15 protein-coding genes are annotated in these 17,363 nt (G+C 65.2%); 8 read left to right on the forward strand and 7 right to left on the reverse strand.

Going from position 1 to position 17,363, the window contains the following annotated elements; genetic code table 11:
* Positions 1-20: 20 nt before the first annotated feature.
* A complete protein-coding gene (locus tag E4M00_RS15160; RefSeq protein ID WP_135121323.1) occupies positions 21-233 on the forward strand; it encodes a KTSC domain-containing protein in 213 nt (70 codons plus the stop codon).
* Between the two features lie 89 nt (positions 234-322).
* On the opposite strand, the gene E4M00_RS15165 is transcribed toward E4M00_RS15160, so the two are convergent.
* Together E4M00_RS15165 and E4M00_RS15170 are read right to left on the reverse strand one after the other, a co-directional pair.
* Positions 323-1,714 carry an HNH endonuclease signature motif containing protein gene (locus E4M00_RS15165; protein ID WP_135121324.1) on the reverse strand — a complete coding sequence of 464 codons (1,392 nt, stop codon included), beginning with the start codon at positions 1,712-1,714 and terminating at the stop codon, positions 323-325.
* Positions 1,715-1,940: 226 nt separating this feature from the next.
* Positions 1,941-2,180, reverse strand: coding sequence for a type II toxin-antitoxin system VapC family toxin (locus E4M00_RS15170; protein WP_135121325.1), 240 nt, complete (start codon positions 2,178-2,180; stop codon positions 1,941-1,943).
* A gap of 49 nt (positions 2,181-2,229) precedes the next feature.
* On the opposite strand from E4M00_RS15170, the gene E4M00_RS15175 reads away from it, so the two are divergent.
* Positions 2,230-2,772, forward strand: coding sequence for a hypothetical protein (locus tag E4M00_RS15175; RefSeq protein ID WP_135121326.1), 543 nt, complete (start codon positions 2,230-2,232; stop codon positions 2,770-2,772).
* Between the two features lie 95 nt (positions 2,773-2,867).
* On the opposite strand, the gene E4M00_RS15180 is transcribed toward E4M00_RS15175, so the two are convergent.
* Positions 2,868-3,620, reverse strand: coding sequence for a class I SAM-dependent methyltransferase (locus E4M00_RS15180; RefSeq protein ID WP_135121327.1), 753 nt, complete (start codon positions 3,618-3,620; stop codon positions 2,868-2,870).
* Positions 3,621-3,908: 288 nt separating this feature from the next.
* On the opposite strand from E4M00_RS15180, the gene E4M00_RS15185 reads away from it, so the two are divergent.
* Positions 3,909-7,037: a GH92 family glycosyl hydrolase gene (locus E4M00_RS15185; protein WP_275668212.1), complete on the forward strand. Its 3,129-nt coding sequence runs from the start codon at positions 3,909-3,911 to the stop codon at positions 7,035-7,037.
* 146 nt (positions 7,038-7,183) lie between these two features.
* Here E4M00_RS15185 and E4M00_RS15190 read toward each other — a convergent pair whose 3' ends face one another.
* Entirely contained in the window at positions 7,184-7,612 is a 429-nt protein-coding gene (locus tag E4M00_RS15190) for a RidA family protein (RefSeq protein ID WP_240037185.1), read from the reverse strand.
* A gap of 148 nt (positions 7,613-7,760) precedes the next feature.
* Between E4M00_RS15190 and E4M00_RS15195 the strand changes: the two genes are divergently transcribed.
* The 3 genes from E4M00_RS15195 (at position 7,761) to E4M00_RS15205 (ending at position 9,368) form a co-directional block, all read left to right on the forward strand.
* Positions 7,761-8,039 (forward strand): hypothetical protein, encoded by a 279-nt coding sequence (locus E4M00_RS15195; RefSeq protein WP_135121329.1) that lies wholly within the window; start codon positions 7,761-7,763, stop codon positions 8,037-8,039.
* Positions 8,040-8,121: 82 nt separating this feature from the next.
* The gene (locus E4M00_RS15200; RefSeq protein WP_055908328.1) at positions 8,122-8,523 is read left to right on the forward strand and encodes a ChaB family protein; all 402 of its coding nucleotides are present in this window, start codon (positions 8,122-8,124) and stop codon (positions 8,521-8,523) included.
* Positions 8,524-8,660: 137 nt separating this feature from the next.
* Complete coding sequence (locus tag E4M00_RS15205) at positions 8,661-9,368, forward strand: hypothetical protein (protein WP_135121330.1); 708 nt, start codon at positions 8,661-8,663, stop codon at positions 9,366-9,368.
* A 27-nt stretch (positions 9,369-9,395) separates the two neighbouring features.
* Here E4M00_RS15205 and E4M00_RS15210 read toward each other — a convergent pair whose 3' ends face one another.
* Both E4M00_RS15210 and E4M00_RS15215 read right to left on the reverse strand, forming a co-directional pair.
* On the reverse strand, positions 9,396-9,872 hold the full coding sequence (locus E4M00_RS15210) for a hypothetical protein (protein WP_135121331.1): 477 nt from the start codon (positions 9,870-9,872) through the stop codon (positions 9,396-9,398).
* Between the two features lie 191 nt (positions 9,873-10,063).
* Positions 10,064-11,233: a GTPase domain-containing protein gene (locus E4M00_RS15215; RefSeq protein ID WP_135121332.1), complete on the reverse strand. Its 1,170-nt coding sequence runs from the start codon at positions 11,231-11,233 to the stop codon at positions 10,064-10,066.
* 343 nt (positions 11,234-11,576) lie between these two features.
* On the opposite strand from E4M00_RS15215, the gene E4M00_RS15220 reads away from it, so the two are divergent.
* On the forward strand, positions 11,577-12,323 hold the full coding sequence (locus E4M00_RS15220; RefSeq protein WP_135121333.1) for a hypothetical protein: 747 nt from the start codon (positions 11,577-11,579) through the stop codon (positions 12,321-12,323).
* A gap of 119 nt (positions 12,324-12,442) precedes the next feature.
* Here the strand turns inward: E4M00_RS15220 and E4M00_RS15225 are convergent, their stop codons facing one another.
* Positions 12,443-13,555 (reverse strand): TM2 domain-containing protein, encoded by a 1,113-nt coding sequence (locus E4M00_RS15225; protein ID WP_135121334.1) that lies wholly within the window; start codon positions 13,553-13,555, stop codon positions 12,443-12,445.
* 549 nt (positions 13,556-14,104) lie between these two features.
* Here E4M00_RS15225 and dpdE point away from each other — a divergent pair.
* Entirely contained in the window at positions 14,105-17,362 is a 3,258-nt protein-coding gene (gene dpdE, locus E4M00_RS15230) for a protein DpdE (protein WP_135121335.1), read from the forward strand.
* Position 17,363: the final 1 nt, after the last annotated feature.

The raw sequence follows: 17,363 nt of genomic DNA on the forward strand, positions 1-17,363 counted from the left end.
TTGACGGAGGCGCCCGAGACATGAAGCTCCACCGAGTCGACTCGAGCGGCATCCGCGCGCTCGGATACGATCCCGATCGTGAGCTGCTCTGCGTGCAGTACGACACTGGGTCGGTCTACGAGTACTCCGGCGTGCCGGAGGATCTCTACCGCCGCATGATCGCCGCGCAGCCGCACCCGTGGTCGCACTACGGCGAAGAGGTCAAGTCGTACCCCAGCCGGAGGGTGCGCTGAGCTTTCGCAGCTCGGCATCGTCGCCGAAGGGTCAGTGTTTCGGCGACGCCTTCGGTATGAGGCTGATGGCCTCGAGGCCATGAGGGCCTTCACGCGGCGGCCGATCTCGGCAGGCTGAACCTGGCTTTGCCGCCGAGTCGGGGTACTTGGTCGGGGTCGACGTGGGGTGGTGGGATGAACCACACTTCGGTCGGGGTGGCGTGGATGTTCCAGCCGTCGCGGTGGATCATGTGGTGGCAGAAGCTGCAGAGCAGTACCCCGTTGGTGATGTCGGTTGGGCCGTGATGTCGTTTCCACCAGCGGATGTGGTGGGCGTGGGTGTAGTTGATGTTCTGTCCGCAGCTGGCGCATCCGCCGTCCCGTTCGTGCAGGGCGAGGCGTTGCGTCTTGGTGAACAGGCGTGCTGTGCGGCCGACGTCGAGGGGCACGCTGTCGGTGCCGAGGACCATCGGGATGAGGTCGGCGGATGCGGCCAGGCGTCGGATGGTTCCGGCTGAGACGGGTTGGTCGATGCCGTCGATGCTGCCCGACCCGAGCCCGGTACGGAGGGCGTCCAGGTCGATGCGGGTCACGGTGGTGACGGCGGCGAGTGGGGCGATCGTCTGGGTGCAGCCGAGCACGTGACGCATGATCTCGACCAGCGCGTCAGCCTGACGCTGCGGAATGCTGCGGTCATCGGTGATGACCGGTTCATCGTCAGCACGGGCACTTTTGGCGCGCAGCCCGTCGGAGACGAGTGCCTCGATGGCCGTCGTCACGAGTGACGCCGATTCCGGGTCGAGGCGAGCAGTCAGCTCGGTCATCCCGTGGCGGTTCTCCCGGATAGTCAACGACCGCCCCAACCAGCGCTCCTCATCACGCAGATCCGCACCATCGGGATCGAGCCGCGCCTCGGCCTGCTTGATGACCCGCAAAAGCAGGCTCAACGGCAGCTCGGCTGCACGCTCGGCGAGGATCTTCTCGATGCCCTCGACCACGGCGGCATCCGCTCGGGGTGCCACCCGGTCGAGCATTCCGGTGATCGCTCCTGCCGCGTCGACGCTGATGAGGCCGGCGTCCAGTGCGGCGGCGACGTGGGGATGCCGTGCCGGGCGAGCCTGGCCGCTGAAGTCCTGACGGGATGCCGTCGCTGCCCCCACCGCGAGTAACCGCGCCGCCTCGCCCGTGCTGCCCCCGGTCGACGATGCGAGCAGCCGGGTCGGGGTGGAGAACCCGTTCTTCTTCGCCAACCCCTCGGTACCGAACTCGGGACCCGAGCGTCGGCCGACCTCTCCCGCTGCCCGCACCAGAAGAGCATCAGTGGTGCGACGGAGTCGGGTGAGAGCATCCGTCACCGACACCAGACCGGAACCGCTCATCAGCTCGAAGGATCCCTGCGCATCAGACGGCAGCACGCCGAACGCGGGCAGAGCGCCCGCCCATACGGCGGCCAGCGCTGCAACATCCTGCTGCAACGAAGCCAACGGTGTCGGGGTTTCCATACCTTGATACTCGCAGCACCCACCGACACTGCCGGCGCGTTTTTCACCGTTTGATCAGGTTTTTCGAAAGAATTTTCTGTGGAATCAAGTGCTGCGAACGAGGGCTGTGGAGGAGTGCCGGAATCCCCTCAGCCCCTCAGCCCCTCAGCCGGCAGCCGCCCCGCGCACCCGCCCCGGCCCGTTGCAGAGTTTGAGCGAACGCCACGGCGACCCGGTGGCATCGCGCTCAGATCAGGCGCGCCGGCGAACCGCACGCGGCAACCGCCTCGTCGGCAGTCAGCAGCGTAAGCCCCTCGATACGGGCCCGGGCCAGCAGCATCCGATCGTGTGGATCCTTGTGCAGCGAAGGGAGCTCAGCGGCCACGATCGCGTGGGTGCCCCCGATGACGAGCTCCCCGTATCCGATATCGAGGAGGGCGCGCCGCAGAATGCGCGCAGTGGCGGTGAAGTGCACCGGGCCGCCCATGCGTCGTCGGTAAGGTCGGAGGCATGGGGGCGTGGGAGGCATGGGGGAGATGAAGAAGAAGCGAACGCGGGCGCCCGCCGTCAAACGCACGGGCAGCTATCGCTTCACCCCGCGGTTCATCTCGGTGACCACCCGCGTGCTGATGGGGGTGCTGCTGGGAATGGTCGCGCTCGGCTTCATCCTGGGGTTCATCAGCGACGGCGTCGCGGGCGAGGCGGGCGAAACCCTCGGGACCATCGCGCTCGGCCTCATCCTGGGCGGCTTCCTCCTGCCTCTGCTGGTCGCCGCCGTCCTCGGCGGCGAGGCCATCATGGCCGGCGGTGGCATCATCGGCTTCCTGCTGATCGTCGGTCTGGTCATGACTGCCGCCGGATCCACCGAGATCGGCCGTGACTTCGTCGGCGACGAGTGGATGCCGGGGCTGTTCTCGGGCGGCATCATCCTGTCGGTCCTCGCCGTCGCGGGCTTCTGGGTCATCGGCTGGATCATGAAGGTGCCGATGTGGATCCTCGGATCCCGCCGGACCTATCAGAGAACGGATGCCGCAGAGTCGACAGACGTCGATCCGGCACGTTCTGTGCGGCGTCGCTGACGCTGAAGCCGCTGTCGGTCCCGCTGTCGCTGTCGCGGGACGTGCGCGGTCGCGGTGTCGTTCACTCTGAGGCACCGGATGCAACGCCTGCGTCCTCACACCCTCGCGACCGCCCACCGGAACGAGTTGTGGAGCATGTAGCCGCCCTGCCCGTCGCGGAACGGGGCGGCGGCCGCCACGATCACCGCATGCAGCGAGGCCATCACGTCGGCGTCCTCCCCGAGCAGGATGCCGCGCACGAGAGTGACCTCGTCGGGCGCGAACCACGGCACGTCCACCACGCCGGAGTCCACGACCTCGAGCCCAGCAGCCGCGAGCGCCGTTTCGATGCCGCCGGTCGGCCGCAACGGGCCGTCGGGGTACGGCTCGTCGTCGCGGGCCTCGGCGATCGCGGCCTCGACAACGTCTATGTCGTTGAGGGCGGCCTCCGCCCAGTTGGACACGGCCACGAAACCGCCCGGCCGCACCACCCGGGCGAGTTCTCGAACTGCATCCGTCGTGTCATCGGCGAACTGGAGCGCGTTCACCGCCGTCGCCACATCGAAGGCTGCATCCGAGAAGGGAAGGTCTTCGATGTCGGCGAGCACGACGTCGGCGCCATCGCCGGCCCCCCGAGCGAGCGCGACCATGGCGGGGGCGGGATCGGCACCGACGGCATCCGCGCCGTGCTCGGCGAGCAGGCTGAGGAACTCACCGCTTCCGCAGCCCGCGTCGAGCACGCGCGTTCCGGCCCCGATCGCCGCCGCCTCGACGAGGGCCCGTCGCGCCGGATCGGCGAACGATCCCCACAGCTCCGCCCAGCCCTGGGCGACCTGCGACCACCCATCCGCGTCTGCGCCATCCACCATGCGGCCACAGTATCTCGAAGAGAGCCCGCAGAACTCCCTGGCCTGAAACGGATGCCGCGGCCCGCGCGACGCGGAGCGCGGCACTCTCGGTGGCCGCCCGTGGTGGAGGAGTGCGCTCCCCCTGTGTGAGGTGCCCTATAGGACAACGCTGTCAGAAATGCAACCCGAATGCCGCCCGAACTGTGTGGTATGGGCGTACAGATGCGCGAAACACCTAGCGCGGATGTACCCCATTTCAATAGGACAACGTTGACACACTCGTCATTCCATAGTTGGGTAGGAGAACGGATGCCACGCGCATCCGTTTCTCCTGCTGTTCAGTGTCGACAGACCCGTGCGGCGGAGCGTCCAGCCGTCACCACGCGTCAAGGAGGACCGTTGTCCCTCGCCCCCGTCCCTCATCGCCCACGAGAGCGAGCACGCGGAAAGCGGCTCGGAAGGCGGCTCGGAAGGCGGAGCGCAGCATCCGTCACCGCATCCGTCACCGCCGTCCTCGTCGCGGCCGCATCGTTCGCGTTACCCGTGTCGGCTACCAGCGCCACCGCCGCACCGGCCGATGACTATTCGAGCCTTGTGAATCCCTTCGTGGGAACCGAGAGCGAGGGGAACGCCTACCCGGGCGCGACCCGCCCGTTCGGCATGGTGCAACTGAGCCCCGACAACACGAACAGCTACCAGTCCACGTCGTACTCGGCCGACCTCGGGAGCGTGTGGGGCTTCAGCCACCGGCACATCAACAGCGCGGGCTGCCCGGCTGCCGGCGAGGTGCTCGTGACCCCCGGCATCGCCGAGGTTCCGCGCACTACGCGCAGCCTCATTCCGATCGAGGAGGGCACCGAATCGGCCGAGGCCGGGTACTACGCCGTCACCCTCGATGACGGCGTCACCGCTGAGCTCACCGCGACGGAGCGCACCGGCGTGCACCGCTACACGTTCCCGGCCTCGCAGACGTCCGCGGTCTCGTTCAACGTCGGTCAGACCCTGCGCGATGCCGGGGCCAGCTCGGTCACCTGGGTCGACGACCACACCCTCGAGGGCTGGGTCGACAACAGCGGATTCTGCGGCGGCAGCGAAGAGTCGCGCTACTTCTTCAGCGCGCAGTTCGACCGCCCGACGTCGAGCTCCGGCATCTGGTCGGCCGACGGCGCCCACCAGCCAGGTGTGGCGTCGAACGAGGTGGCCGGCGGCGACAACGGCGCCGTCGCCGTGTTCGACACGACGGATGACGCCGACGTCGAGATCTCGGTCGGAGTCTCCTTCGTCGACGTGGACGGCGCTCGAGCCAACCGCGTCAGCGAGGTCGGCGAGAACGCTACCCCGTTCGACGAGGTGCGGGCCGCCACGAAGTCAGCCTGGAACGACCAACTCGGATCGATCGCCATTACGGCATCCGAGCAGACGAAGCGGGTCTTCTACACGCAGCTCTACAAGTCGCTGCTCTCGCCGACGATCGGCAGCGACGTCGACGGCCGCTACCGCGGCATGGACCTGGCGGTGCACGTCGCCGACGGATGGACCTACCATCAGACCTTCTCCCTCTGGGACACCTACCGCACCCAGGCCACGCTCCACGGCCTGATCGAGCGTGATCGTGCGAGCGACATCGTGCGCTCGATGTACCAGCACCGCATCGAGGGCGGATGGCTGCCCCGCTGGTCTCTCGGACCGGTCGAGACGAACATCATGGCCGGGGATCCGGCATCCGCCTGGGTGGCCGAGAACTTCGCCCTCGGCACCGTGCCCGACGACATCTCCGACGAGCTGTGGGACGTGCTGGTCGAGAACGCGACGACGGCTCCGCCCGAGGGTGTCGCATCCGTCGGCCGCCAGAGTGCGGACTTCTGGATCAAGAACCGTCACATCCCGTACTACTCCGAGAACGAGCCCGGCCTCGGCCAGCAGTTCGAGGAGTACCGTCACGGCGGCTCGTCCTCGCTGGAGTTCTCCATCTCGGATGCCGCCATCGGTGCTGCCGCCCAGCGCATGGGCAAGACAGAGGAGGCGGCGCCGTTCCTCGAGCGCGGCCGCAACTGGCAGCGACTCTGGAACCCAGATGTCGCCCTCTCCGGCGGCTTCACCGGAATCGTCAACGCCGTCACCCCCGAGGGTGAGTTCGTGACCACCGGCGAGAACGCGTCGGTGCAGGAGTCGGGCTTCCACGAGGGCACGGCCTGGCAGTACCAGTGGATGGCCAACCAGGACTTCGCCGGACTGCAGGACGTGATGGGCGGCACCGACCAGATGCTGAGCCGACTCGACTTCTACTTCGGCATGGACGAACTGAAGAGCAACCCAGGCGTCTCGCCCACGCACTGGGCCCCGGGCGGCAGCACCTACTACACGTCGATCGGCTACAACCCCGGCAACGAGCCCACCATCATGAACCCGTGGCTCTACAGCTCGGTCGGCCAGCCGGCGAAGGTGAACGACGTGCTCGCCGCGAACCTCAACCGCTTCGGCACCACCCCGGGCGGCGGAGTCGGCAACGACGACCTCGGTACGCTCGCGTCCTGGTACGTCATGGCGAGCCTCGGCTTCGCTCCCGTCGTGCCCGGCTCCGGCATGTTCGCGATGAACGCCCCGCGCGTCGAGCAGGCCACCATCACGCTGGACGACGGCAACACGATCGACATCACCGCGCCCGGTGCGAGCGACAGCCAGCCGCGCTACATCGAGTCGGTGTCGGTCGACGGCGTCGACACCCCGCGCACCTGGTTCGACCTCGACGACATCAAGGCGGGCGGGTCGCTCGACTTCACTCTCGCCTCATCTTCGGATGGCCTGGCCTGGGGCACGGAGAAGGCGAACCGGCTGCCGAGCGTCGCGGCTCCCCAGCGGGTGACTCCGCAGATCACCCCGGCGACGGGCGGCGAGCTCACCGCCGGCACGGCGAAGGTGCTCGACGTCGCCACGGTGGCGTTCGGCGACACCGCGGCATCCGAGGTGCCGATCACGGCGACAGCGTCGTTCGGAGGCGACTTGCACGGGCTGCAGGTGCGCGAACAGGACGGCGCCTGGGTGCTCTCGCTCGAGGCGAAGAGCGACTCCGTCGGAACGCAGACCGCGGCCATCACGGTCACCTCCGCTGCTGACGTTCCGCGCTTCGCCCCGACTCCGTTCGAGCCCGCGACCGCGGAGGCGTCAATCGCCGTGGTCGCGGGGTCGACGCCGCCGGTGACGGATCCGGAGCCGCCGACGGAGCCCTCGGGTGACGGCGACGGTAATGGTGGCGACGGCGCGGGCAACGGCGGCGACGGCAGCGATACCGCTGCCGGTCCGAACGGTGACCTCGCGAGCACGGGATTCGAGATCGTCCCCGGGCTCCTGGCGGCACTCGCGGCGCTGCTCGCGGGCGCGCTGCTGATGGTGGTTCGTCGCCGTCAGGTGCGCGCTGGCACGCGTCGTACCGAATCGTGAATCTGACGAGCTACTAGAACGGATGCCGCGGCCCGCGCGAACTGCTCGGGCCGCGGTGTTGCGCTGGCGCGGCGCCGGCGCCGCGAGCGTGCGCACGGGTCAGATTGACGGCATCCGTCACCCCGACCGACCAAAGTGTGGGCGCGCTACCCGACGTACGCCGTCATCCGGATCGACACCAGCACCCCCGGAATCACCGCGCCGAGCTTCGCGGCGTACCGCGTGGGCGGCTCGATCGGGAACCAGCGCGCGTACTCCTCGTTCATCCCCGCGAAGTCGTCGGGGTCGGCGAGCAGCACGCCCACCTCCACGACGTCGTCAAGGGTCGCGTTCGCGGCCTTCAGCACCTCTTCGCAATTGGTCAGCGCCTGCCTGACCTGCTCGCCGATCGTGGGCCCGGCGAGCTTCCCGGTCGCGACGTCGATTCCGGCCGTGCCAGAGACGTAGACGAACGGGCCGGCCTTGACGCCCTGACTGAACATCGGCGAGCTCGGGGCTTGGGTGGTGGCGAGAACCTGGCGCATAGCCACGAGGATGGCCCTCTTCGACCGACGTGTCCAGAGTGGGCGCTTCACTGCGCAGTCGATGCCGAGCTGGCGAGTTCGACAACGGATGCCGCCCTCGAACCACGACACAGCTCCGGATGCAACCCCGCGACGAGACCAAAGGGCCGCGCGCAGACTGGAGCTGTCGCCATGTCGGCGACAGATGAAGGAGGGCACCATGGCGGATCAGGGTGGACTCGGCGACGAGACCAAGGACTATTCAGACGCGGACAAGAGCGCATCGCCGAACGCGGCGGGATTCGCCATGCCGGGTGCTGCCAGTGAGGCTGTCGGCGTCGCGGGCGACGACGGGGGCGACGGTGCGGGCGAATACACGGCTGATGAGTCGACCGCCGACGTCGACAACCGGAGGGCCGGAACGGATGACTCGACCGACGCGGCCGATGACCAGATCGGCGCCGCAGACAGCGCGGTGAACGGATCGGTCGGGCTGTAGAACGAGGAGGGTGGCCGGTGGCCGGCGGACCGCATCCGTCGTCACCGGCGTACCGTGAGAACGAGGAACGCGAGGAGGAACGATGCCCGCACGCGAGGAGTTGCCGTCGACGATCGCCCGGTCGCCGAAGCACGCGCAGGAGATCTGGCTCGAGACCCACGATGCCGCGGTGAAGAGTTACGGCGAGGGCGAGCGTGCGCATCGCACGGCGTTCGCGGCGCTCAAGCACCAGTACGAGAAGGTCGGGGATCACTGGGAGGCGAAGGCCGAGTGGGGTCCGAGTGACGAGGGCGCGGCTCAGCCCGGCCCATCCGGCGACACCGCGGGCGGGGTGGATGCGAACGCCTCGAAGCGCCACCTCTACGACATCGCGAAGCGCCTTGACGTGCCTGGCCGCTCCACCATGACGAAGGACGAGCTGGTCGAGGAGATCCAGCGAGCCAACGACCGCGAGACCCGCCGGAGTCGTGAGCGCGAGGGCTGAGGGGGCGGCTTCGAGCGAGCACCCCCTCACCCGAATAGAGCACCCGCATCGGCGCCCAGGCTGGGCGGCGTCGCCCCAGTTCTGGGAGAAGATTGGCCGCGCCAAGACCCCGTAAGGTGTCGAGCTGAGGGGGACGCATGTCGACACCGGGCGAGAAGCTCAAGGCACGCTTCGCGCGCCGGTTCGATGCCACGTCGATCGACGGCGACCTGCTCGTTCACGTCGCCGAACAACTGAGCTTCATCGACACCTCCTGCGCTGCCTACGACCTGGGAAATCGGGCCGAGGCCAAGCGACTGGCCACGACGGTGCGTGTACTCGCGCACGATTCCGAGGTGGCGACGAGCCTGCTGTCTCGCATGTCGATGCGCGATGAAATGCCGTGGGCTGACGGCTCGATTCCCGGTCAGATCGCCCCGATCAGGGAGCGGCAGTCAGCGGGGCATCGACAGGCGGCATCCGTTCTCACGATCGCGCACGCCTCGCTCGGACTCAACGAGGACATGAAGCTCATCGGCTGGGCGCCGGCGTTCGAGGAGTTTCCTGTCGGTCAGCACCATGTGCCGTTCAAGTACTGGTGGGAGTCGTCTCGCATGTGGGACGTTCACGGCACGGAGGTGTCTAGGCGACTCATCGTGCATTGGCTCGCGAACAAGGATGGGGGTGCCCACGTCGACGTGCTCCCCGCCGAGTACGAGGCGATCGCTCGCCTGGGCAGCATGGGCCTGCCGTGGAGTGACGCCGCAGGCGGATTGAAGCGAGAGCACTCGCCGATCCGCGCTGCGATGCGGCAGATCGCTGAGGAGGTGCGGGTGTCGGTGAGGGAAGCTCTTGCACTGACCTGAGCGCGTCGATTCCCATTGCCTTTGGCGTCAGGGCTGGAAGGCGAACCTGACGACAATTGCCGGATCGATCCCACCGATGATGCTGCCGTAGAAGAACTTTGCTTGATCCCTCAAGGTGTCGGAGTTCTTGTCGACGTATTCGCGCTCCGTGTCGTCGTTGAGAATCCGACTGGCCATCTCGAGTTTGTCGATCTCGGGTGTCATCCAACTCAGAACACCGTTGCTCTCAGTCGCCAACTCGAATCGCTCGTTCTCATGACCGATGAACACGAACTCAGGGACCGTGATCAGAAACTCATCGTCGCCGGTCTGTTCGATCGTCACATCCTGACCGTCGATGCCCAACTTCGCATCAAATGAGTACTCGACGTATGAGACTCTCTCTGTCCCCGGGACCGGGATGTCCCACCAAGCGAAGCTCGTCTTGTCTTCCCTCGATTCGAGACCATGGATACCGAGGCTCAGAAGTACGATCTGCTGCTGACGCGTGATCGATTCGATCACCTGAGTATTGCGTGTCTCGGACGATGTGCTGAACGGATCCGCGAGGAAGGGGTTCAGCGGCCCGATGGCCAACGCTGCTCCGCCCGCCGAGCAAGCCAACTACTAGCAGCGGCGCCGCCAACCACAGCCCTACTTTTGTGGGCGTCCTCATCTGGATCGGCCGATGGTCGCTCGCGCCGGACCCACGGATTTCAGGTTCTCGCCAATCGTTGCTCGGTCATCTTCTTGATGACACTGATGAGAGTGGGACTGTAATCGCTCCAAGCGCTACTGACCTGGGTCGGATCGATCTTGCCCAAATGGATCTGTTCACACAGCCGCAGCCAAGCTTCTCCGGTGGCCGCGGTGAGAGCAAAAGCCACGGCCGCGTTCACGACGTTGCCGGCGCCAGGAATCAGCTTGATGAAGCTGCGCGCCAGTGCCTTTCCGGCAATCTGGGCTCCCAACTGAGCTAGGACAGACGTCGAGAGCATTGTCTTGAGTTCGAGGTCGTAGATCGCGGCGATTCGCCCCATCATCGTCATCTGAATCGGCGCCAGAGCCGCCGCATCTGCGAGGGGGATCGGGACTGCAGCGGTGGTGGCGGCTGCAGTCGCTGCAGCAGCAATGACCGGTCGCGCCAAGTCGCGCTTCCAAGGAAGATTGAGTCGCTGAGCGATGCGAAACGCGTCCTTCTCGTCTTCTGGAGAAAGAGCAAGAGTTTCCGCCACGAGCTCACCGAGTCCGTGACCCTGACCCTTTCCATGTTTTCCGTGCGCCGAGGTGAGAATCACGCGCTGGACGGGTATATCGATGGGGCTACCGTTCGCGTCTATGGGGTCCAGGAGCCAATCGCGGAACTCCTCTACGCCCTTCGTCGCTTTGTGGGTTCCAGTGATCGGATTCTTGGTCCATGCGACTTTGGTGAGAACGAGGATGACGGGAAGTCCTGATGCATGGAGTTCACGAATCATCTCGATGTCGGGCTTCGTGAGCCGGTCTGCATTTGAGGTGACGCAGTACCAGACGACGGCGATCTGCTGCTCAGTAGGCCCATTCGAGATGGTCCTCAGGTGTGCTCGGAGGGTGTCAGCCGGAGACTTGCTTGAACCGATCTCGAATCCTTCGAAGTCCCAGATCCCAAGAGACTCATCGTGGTAGTAGTTGACGCCTTCCGTGACAGGAAGGCCCTTTCCAACCTTGGCTCGGTCCCTTCCGAAGACCGCGTTGACGAGCGAGGATTTCCCCACGCCAGTTCCTCCGACGATCGCAAGGTTGAATCGGCCGTACCGACTTTTGGCCTTCTCGTTCGCCTGGATGAAAGGCTGATCATCGATGTCGGCGCGGCTGTCATCGGCGCGCTCGGCGGGCTCTGCTTCCATGCTGCGGTTGAATTCCTCTGGCCGGATTAGAGCAGGGCGGACGACGTGCTCGCGGACAAGCTATCTCAAGGGGCCGCGTCCATGGTGCGACTGTACGATCCAACACGCCGAACACGAGCTCACCATGGGACAGCGTCCCTCTCGCTCGGAACAGACGCCACGTGCCCGTACCGGATATCCTCCGGGATAGATATGGAACCCAAGGGAGGGGGAAACGGTGGCGCCTAGCCCGCCCCATGGAGGTAACGGTCTCGACTATCTCGGCTCCGACGCGGTCTGGACGCCGTGGGATCCTAAGCCTGCAGTCCCCGGCGTGGCGGGCGTTTCCTCGCCAGAATCGTCGGTGGCCACACTTGCGGAATTCAATTCCGGGCTGCTGATTTGGCTATCCGAAACCATCGCGCCCACGATCGGCTCCGGTTCCAACTCTCAACAGATGAGAGTCTTGATAGGGCGGACGGTGTGTTGGCTCCGCCCCGACACGACTCGTGGTGGCGTCACTGCCTACTTGGCAGGCCTCATCGCCGGGGAAACGACGTACTCCGTGGTTCCGAGTTCGAAGGGGGTGGTTCATCGGATCGCGATCGGCGACACGAATATACGCATCCCTGGTTTCTACCTCTACACCCTCGAATCTTTTGACATCCCGACGACCATCGACCCCGATGCATCTGCCTTTGACCTCTGGTCCGTCTGCCGGCTGATCCTTGAGGCGGTCGCCCTCTTGCACTCTCGTGGCCATCAGCGGCTACGCATCCTTCCGAACATCTCCGGATCCGGGATGCAATGGCGCGCGACGATCGGGAGCGTTGACGCCCTCCGGGATTGGCCGGGAACCTTTGATCCCGGCTCATGCTTCGTCTACACGACCGGCGATGGGTTCACCGTCGCTGGACTTCCTGTAGATGCTCAGACGGACGCTGAATCCATGGCCGACCGAATCCTCGATGCGTGTCGGGATCCAGGGCTCGGCCAGGACTGGGAATACGCAGGTTGGTACGTCGAGATGCTCGGCACCGTGCGTCGAAATCAGACTCTGCCGAACTTCGAAGACCCCGGCTGGCCGTTCATGCCCGGCGATGAGACGTAGGGCGATTCCAAAGAGCGTCGCTAACCGAGGCTTGATGTCTTCCATCAGTCGAGAATGCGCAACGCTGCTCGGGAGGAGAGGTCGCGATCCAGCGCATCCCCTCCTCCCTCGACCTCATGTCAGCCGACCGTCAGCGCCCACCCGCCGTCAGCCTGCACGCTGATGACCGACGGGCCGGCGCTCAGTGGCACGGTGCCTGAGTAGGCGCCGATCTCGTTCACCAGCAGGCCGAACCTGAAGGCGTTATTCGTCTCCTCCATGACCACGAAGTTGGCCATGCCGTCGTGCGTGGCGGTGAGTTTGCCCGCGCCTCCGTCGTAGAGGAAGACGGCGTCGCCGGCTCCGGATGCTGTAAGCGCCGGTGCCGCAGAGACGGGCGACACGGTGATCGACCAGTTGCCGTCGGCCGTGATCTGGAGCGTGGTTCCCTCGCCGAGAGCGTTGAAGCCGTAGGCGCGGGTTCCGGAGTAGGCGCCGATGGTGTTCACCAGCAGCTCGCCGGTGGGCTGGTTCGACGTGTCGAGTACCGAGATGGCGAAGTTCGACGACCCGTCATGCGTCGCCGTCACGATCCCCGCGGAGGCTCCGGCGGGGAGGGTGATGAGATTGTCGCCCGCTCCGGTGTGCGGTTCCGGCGCGAACGTGCCGAACGAGTCGTCAGCCCAGGTGGCGGGTGTCTCCACCTCAGGAGCCGGTGCGGGCTCGGCGGCCGGTGCGTCGTCGGCGGCATCCGGAGCCTCCGACGTCGAGTCGTCCGCAGCCTCTTCGGCCGCCGGCGCACTGATCGGCGCTGCTGTCCGCGATGCCGAGGCGTTGGTCACGCTCGACACGATGATCGAGAAGGCCACCACGACGCCGGTGATGATCCACGCGATCTTCTTGTGGGCGTCGTAGCCGGCGAGGCGGCGACCCTGCCGGTCGCGCTGGGCTCCGGCGAGCACGAGGATCAGGTCGACCAGCACCCAGATGCCGAGGCCGCCGAGCGTGAAGAGCTTGGCGAGACCGGTGCCCACCTTGCCCAGGTAGAAGCGGTCGACGCCCCAGAATCCGAGGAACCAGGCGAAGAGGCAGGTGAGCACGAACGACTTGTCGGAAGCGCCAGCGTCCGCGGGTGCGGCTGTCGGCAGCGGCGCATACGCAGGCGGCGCCGGCTGCTGGCCGTTCGGCTGCAGCGCGGGCTGAGCGGATGCGGTGGTCTCGGCGGCCGGATCGGCCGGGGGCAGGTTCGACATGGGTGTTTTCCTCACTGCGAAGAGCTCCGCCGCCCTGTCCACGAGGACATCAGGGCGCGACGGAGCGACATTGACGATCACCCGCCGGCATCGCATTCCACGTATGGAATGCGACGCCGGCTCGGGAGTGGGTGCCGACGGCCCGAATGGGCAGTAGAGCAGGATGACAGGGCCCACCGACACTCAACTTCTGCGGGCCTTTAGTCATCGGGGAAGTCGGGTGTCGATGACCTCGTCGGGAGGCGACAGTTCGGCCGTTGGCGGCGGTCTTCGGCGTCGGGCCGCACTCATGTATCCCGGCGCTCGTTGTCTAAACCTTCACCATGGTTCGAGGCCGAGTTGCGGATACGAATTTACCGCTGTCGCGGCGCTACCTCGAGATTTCGGCGAATTCTCGCAAGGAGCGTTGCGGGAGTCGCCAAAACCACCAGCACAATCGCCGGCAAATGTCCCGCCGTGTTCGCAAGCCCACCCGAGCACCCCGTTTTGGGTCTGGATGGCGCCTTTGCGCCGCCCGGCCAACTGGCTAGGGTGTGAAACAAGGGCACGATGGAGTGGGGGACAAGGGGTATTTCAGTGGGTGCATTCCGGCTCGGCGTCGGAGACCATGTGACTTTCGCGGGTGCTCCAGGCATTGGCATAATCGCCGGGCTCGCCGACGATTTGGCAACGGTGGAGTTTTTCGAATCAGTCGCCGAACCGTCCGTTGGCGTCGTTGAGGTGGCGACAATGCAGTTGTCGCCGGTCTACCTCGGGCGCCAGACCCGTGTGTTCTTGAAGGACACCGGGGGGCAGTGGCACGCTGGGCGGATTACGGCTGATGGCGTCGGGGCCGACGGGCGCCCGACGTACTACGTGAGACTGCCTAATTCGAATGGCGACATCGAAGTGCCGGGCCGTATCGTGCGGGTGCGGTGGGACAAGAGGCCAAAGCATCCCGTCGACATCCTCATCGCTGGCGGCAACGAATCTCCGCGATACCGCGATTCGCGCCTACCAGTTAGGGCGATGCTTCTGGCTGATCGGGCCTCTAGCGCCTCCGCAACGGGAATAGCCTCGTCGGGAGTGCAGATGCACTCGCACCAGGTTGCGGCTGCTTTCCGAATTATTCGCGATCCGGTCCAGCGATACCTGCTAGCCGATGAGGTGGGCATGGGCAAGACGATTGAAGCTGGGTTCGTCATTCGCCAAACGCTCATCGATGACCCGAGCCGGAAAGTCGGTGTTGTCTGTCCGGATGCGCTCGTTGAGCAGTGGCGCTCAGAACTGAGGGACAAGTTCTTCATTGGCGACTTCGGGCAAAGGGTAAAGGTCGTCGGCCATAGCGACACTCGGTCGTGGGCCGAATTCGGCAGCGTCGACCTCCTCGTCGTCGACGAAGCCCACCTACTCGCGACGGTGGAGAGCGCGGATGAGCCGACCTATCGCATGCTCGCCGCCGCTGCTCATTCTGCGCCAAGGCTCCTGCTCTTGTCGGCCACTCCATTCACCCGGGCTAGTAGTACGCATCTAGCAATGTTGCATCTCCTCGATCGCGACTTGTTCTCTTGGGAGCGGCGCGCGGAATTTGAACTACTGCTTGACGCACGACGCGAACTCGCATTGGCGGTTTATGCGCTGGATGAGGATCCCGATCCCGAGAACCCAGATTTGCTTGAGTACCAATTCGGTCGTCTGACGTCACAACTTCCTGCCGACGATCTATTGAGCAATTTGGCCGCGGCCACAATGAGGACATTTCCGTCGATCGGTGCGGCCGATCAGACGGAGTTGAGTCGGAGGGTCGCGATGGTACGCGCCCACGTTTCCGAGACGTACCGTCTCCACCATCGCGTCATCCGCAACCGGCGTCACAGCATCGGTCACGAAAGACTCGATGACGACGGAATCATGGCGCCGTTCTCGGTGACGGGCCGCAGTAGGCCCCGAGTGGAGGCGCTCGATTCGCGGGAATTGGACCTCGCTGCAGACGTGGTGGAACGGTGGGTTTCTGGCTGCAGCATCGAGATTCTTGATCATGATCTCCCACCCGCACCGTATGGCCGGCTTGCAGGACTTCTCATGTCCCGCGTCGGCGGGACGGCAGAGGATCTCGCTGACATCTTGCGGTCCCGCACAGAAGGTGGGCCAACGCTGGCGCTTGCGCCCGAGGAACGCGAAATCGTCGAAGCCGCTCCGCTCCTCCCCTTCGAACTTGCATTGAGTGACGAACTCGGTAAACGAGAACTCGATGCGCTCCCACAACTCGCTGAGCGTATTGCCGGGAGCACGAGACACAAAGGAAGGACTGTTGTGTTCTGCGGCCGCGGGTCGCTGGCCTCAGCGCTCTTGAACGGCCTTCAAGATTCGATGAGCGGCCGCCGATCGGCATTCGGGCACCTCACCTCACAGACTGATGCTGAACGGGAGGAGTCTGTCGCCAAATGGCGCGCGAATGGCGGCGTGCTCGTGGTCGACGAGTCCGGAGATGTGGGGCGAAACCTTCAGGATGCGACCCTCGTGATTCACCTCCGCCTTCCAGCGAATCCGAATCAACTCGAGCAACGCATCGGTCGCGTGGACAGATACGGAAGAGCACTCACGGCGCGAAGCATCATTCTGAGCGACACTAATTCATACAGTTTGTTCGCCACCTGGGCTCGTCTCCTCGCTAGTGGCTTCGGCTCATTTGATCGATCCGTCTCCGCCGAACATGAGGCGATTGACCGCCTGTCCGTCGCGGCGTGGAGAACGTTAGTGCAGGACGGTGTGGAGGCCTTCGCGGCGCTCGGAGAGGACATACGCGAGGCAATTGCCGATGAGACGAGGCGGATCAATGAACTAGACGCCCTGGAGTCGAGTTGGGATTCGGTGAGTCAGGAGGCCGCACTCGCTGAACGAATCTCGCGGTACGACGACAGGCATACGGCCATCGACCAGCGATTCAGAGCGTTGATCGCTGGTGATGACGGATTCCGATTTGAAGAGCGCCCATGGGATGGGAGCATCAGGTTCGCAGCCGACGTTCGGGCAGAACCTCTGCTAAGCCCTCAACTTGTAGGGCTCCTCAACGTCGCCGAGAAGTCGCGGATCGGCAACTTCGATCGCTGGTCGGTGAAGCCCGCGAGGCGACTCTTCCGGCGGGGGAACCCATTCATCGATGGTGTCGAACGGGTTCTCGAACTCGACGATCGCGGCCAGGCGAGCGCGATGTGGAGACTCGATCCGCTATGGGCTGAGGACACTCTTGTCTACTTCGGGTTCGACTTCCTTGTGGAGGCAGATACCTCGCGGATTGTGGAACTGCTGGGAGGAAGCCATACCCAATTTCCGACAGCTCTCAGGCGCTGCGACTGGGCGTTGCCGCCATTCGAACAACGTGTGTGGATAGCGAGTAGCACCATGCGTTCCGTCAATGATGAACGAACGCTGGAGTTCCTTAACGCGCCGTTCAACCCAAGGGCTGATACCAACCTCAATCGCAGTCGTATCTCATCACTCCACGAAGTACTCGGGTGGGGGAACCTCGCCACCACTGCTACGAACGCCCTCGACGCTGCGAAGGATGCCCTTTTGGCTACGACCTCACTGAGGGAGGTGACCTCGCATGCGGCAGCACAGGTTGCCAATGAGACTGACGTCATGCTTGCGCGTAGTCGCGCGCGAGCGGCAGCGGCAGGCATGGTGGCCGATCCTGACTCGTTCGCCTTCGACGTCGACCTAGGCCGGGCCGTTCAACGGGGAATAGAGTCTCCAAGCGTGCGCGAACTCGCAGTCACATGCCTAGTTCGCTCAGCAATTGACTGGCAGGCTAATGCGAAATTCTGAT

The organism is Orlajensenia leifsoniae, assembly GCF_004570845.1.
Classification (GTDB): Bacteria; Actinomycetota; Actinomycetes; order Actinomycetales; family Microbacteriaceae; genus Orlajensenia; species Orlajensenia leifsoniae.

Coding starts and splice junctions, on each gene's coding strand:
- dpdE (WP_135121335.1), top strand. CDS start 14,105: ATGGAGTGGGGGACAAGGGGTATTTCAGTGGGTGCATTCCGGCTCGGC.
- E4M00_RS15165 (WP_135121324.1), bottom strand. CDS start 1,714: ATGGAAACCCCGACACCGTTGGCTTCGTTGCAGCAGGATGTTGCAGCG.
- E4M00_RS15170 (WP_135121325.1), bottom strand. CDS start 2,180: ATGGGCGGCCCGGTGCACTTCACCGCCACTGCGCGCATTCTGCGGCGC.
- E4M00_RS15175 (WP_135121326.1), top strand. CDS start 2,230: ATGAAGAAGAAGCGAACGCGGGCGCCCGCCGTCAAACGCACGGGCAGC.
- E4M00_RS15185 (WP_275668212.1), top strand. CDS start 3,909: ATGCCACGCGCATCCGTTTCTCCTGCTGTTCAGTGTCGACAGACCCGT.
- E4M00_RS15200 (WP_055908328.1), top strand. CDS start 8,122: ATGCCCGCACGCGAGGAGTTGCCGTCGACGATCGCCCGGTCGCCGAAG.
- E4M00_RS15215 (WP_135121332.1), bottom strand. CDS start 11,233: ATGGAAGCAGAGCCCGCCGAGCGCGCCGATGACAGCCGCGCCGACATC.
- E4M00_RS15205 (WP_135121330.1), top strand. CDS start 8,661: ATGTCGACACCGGGCGAGAAGCTCAAGGCACGCTTCGCGCGCCGGTTC.
- E4M00_RS15195 (WP_135121329.1), top strand. CDS start 7,761: ATGGCGGATCAGGGTGGACTCGGCGACGAGACCAAGGACTATTCAGAC.
- E4M00_RS15180 (WP_135121327.1), bottom strand. CDS start 3,620: ATGGTGGATGGCGCAGACGCGGATGGGTGGTCGCAGGTCGCCCAGGGC.
- E4M00_RS15160 (WP_135121323.1), top strand. CDS start 21: ATGAAGCTCCACCGAGTCGACTCGAGCGGCATCCGCGCGCTCGGATAC.
- E4M00_RS15225 (WP_135121334.1), bottom strand. CDS start 13,555: ATGTCGAACCTGCCCCCGGCCGATCCGGCCGCCGAGACCACCGCATCC.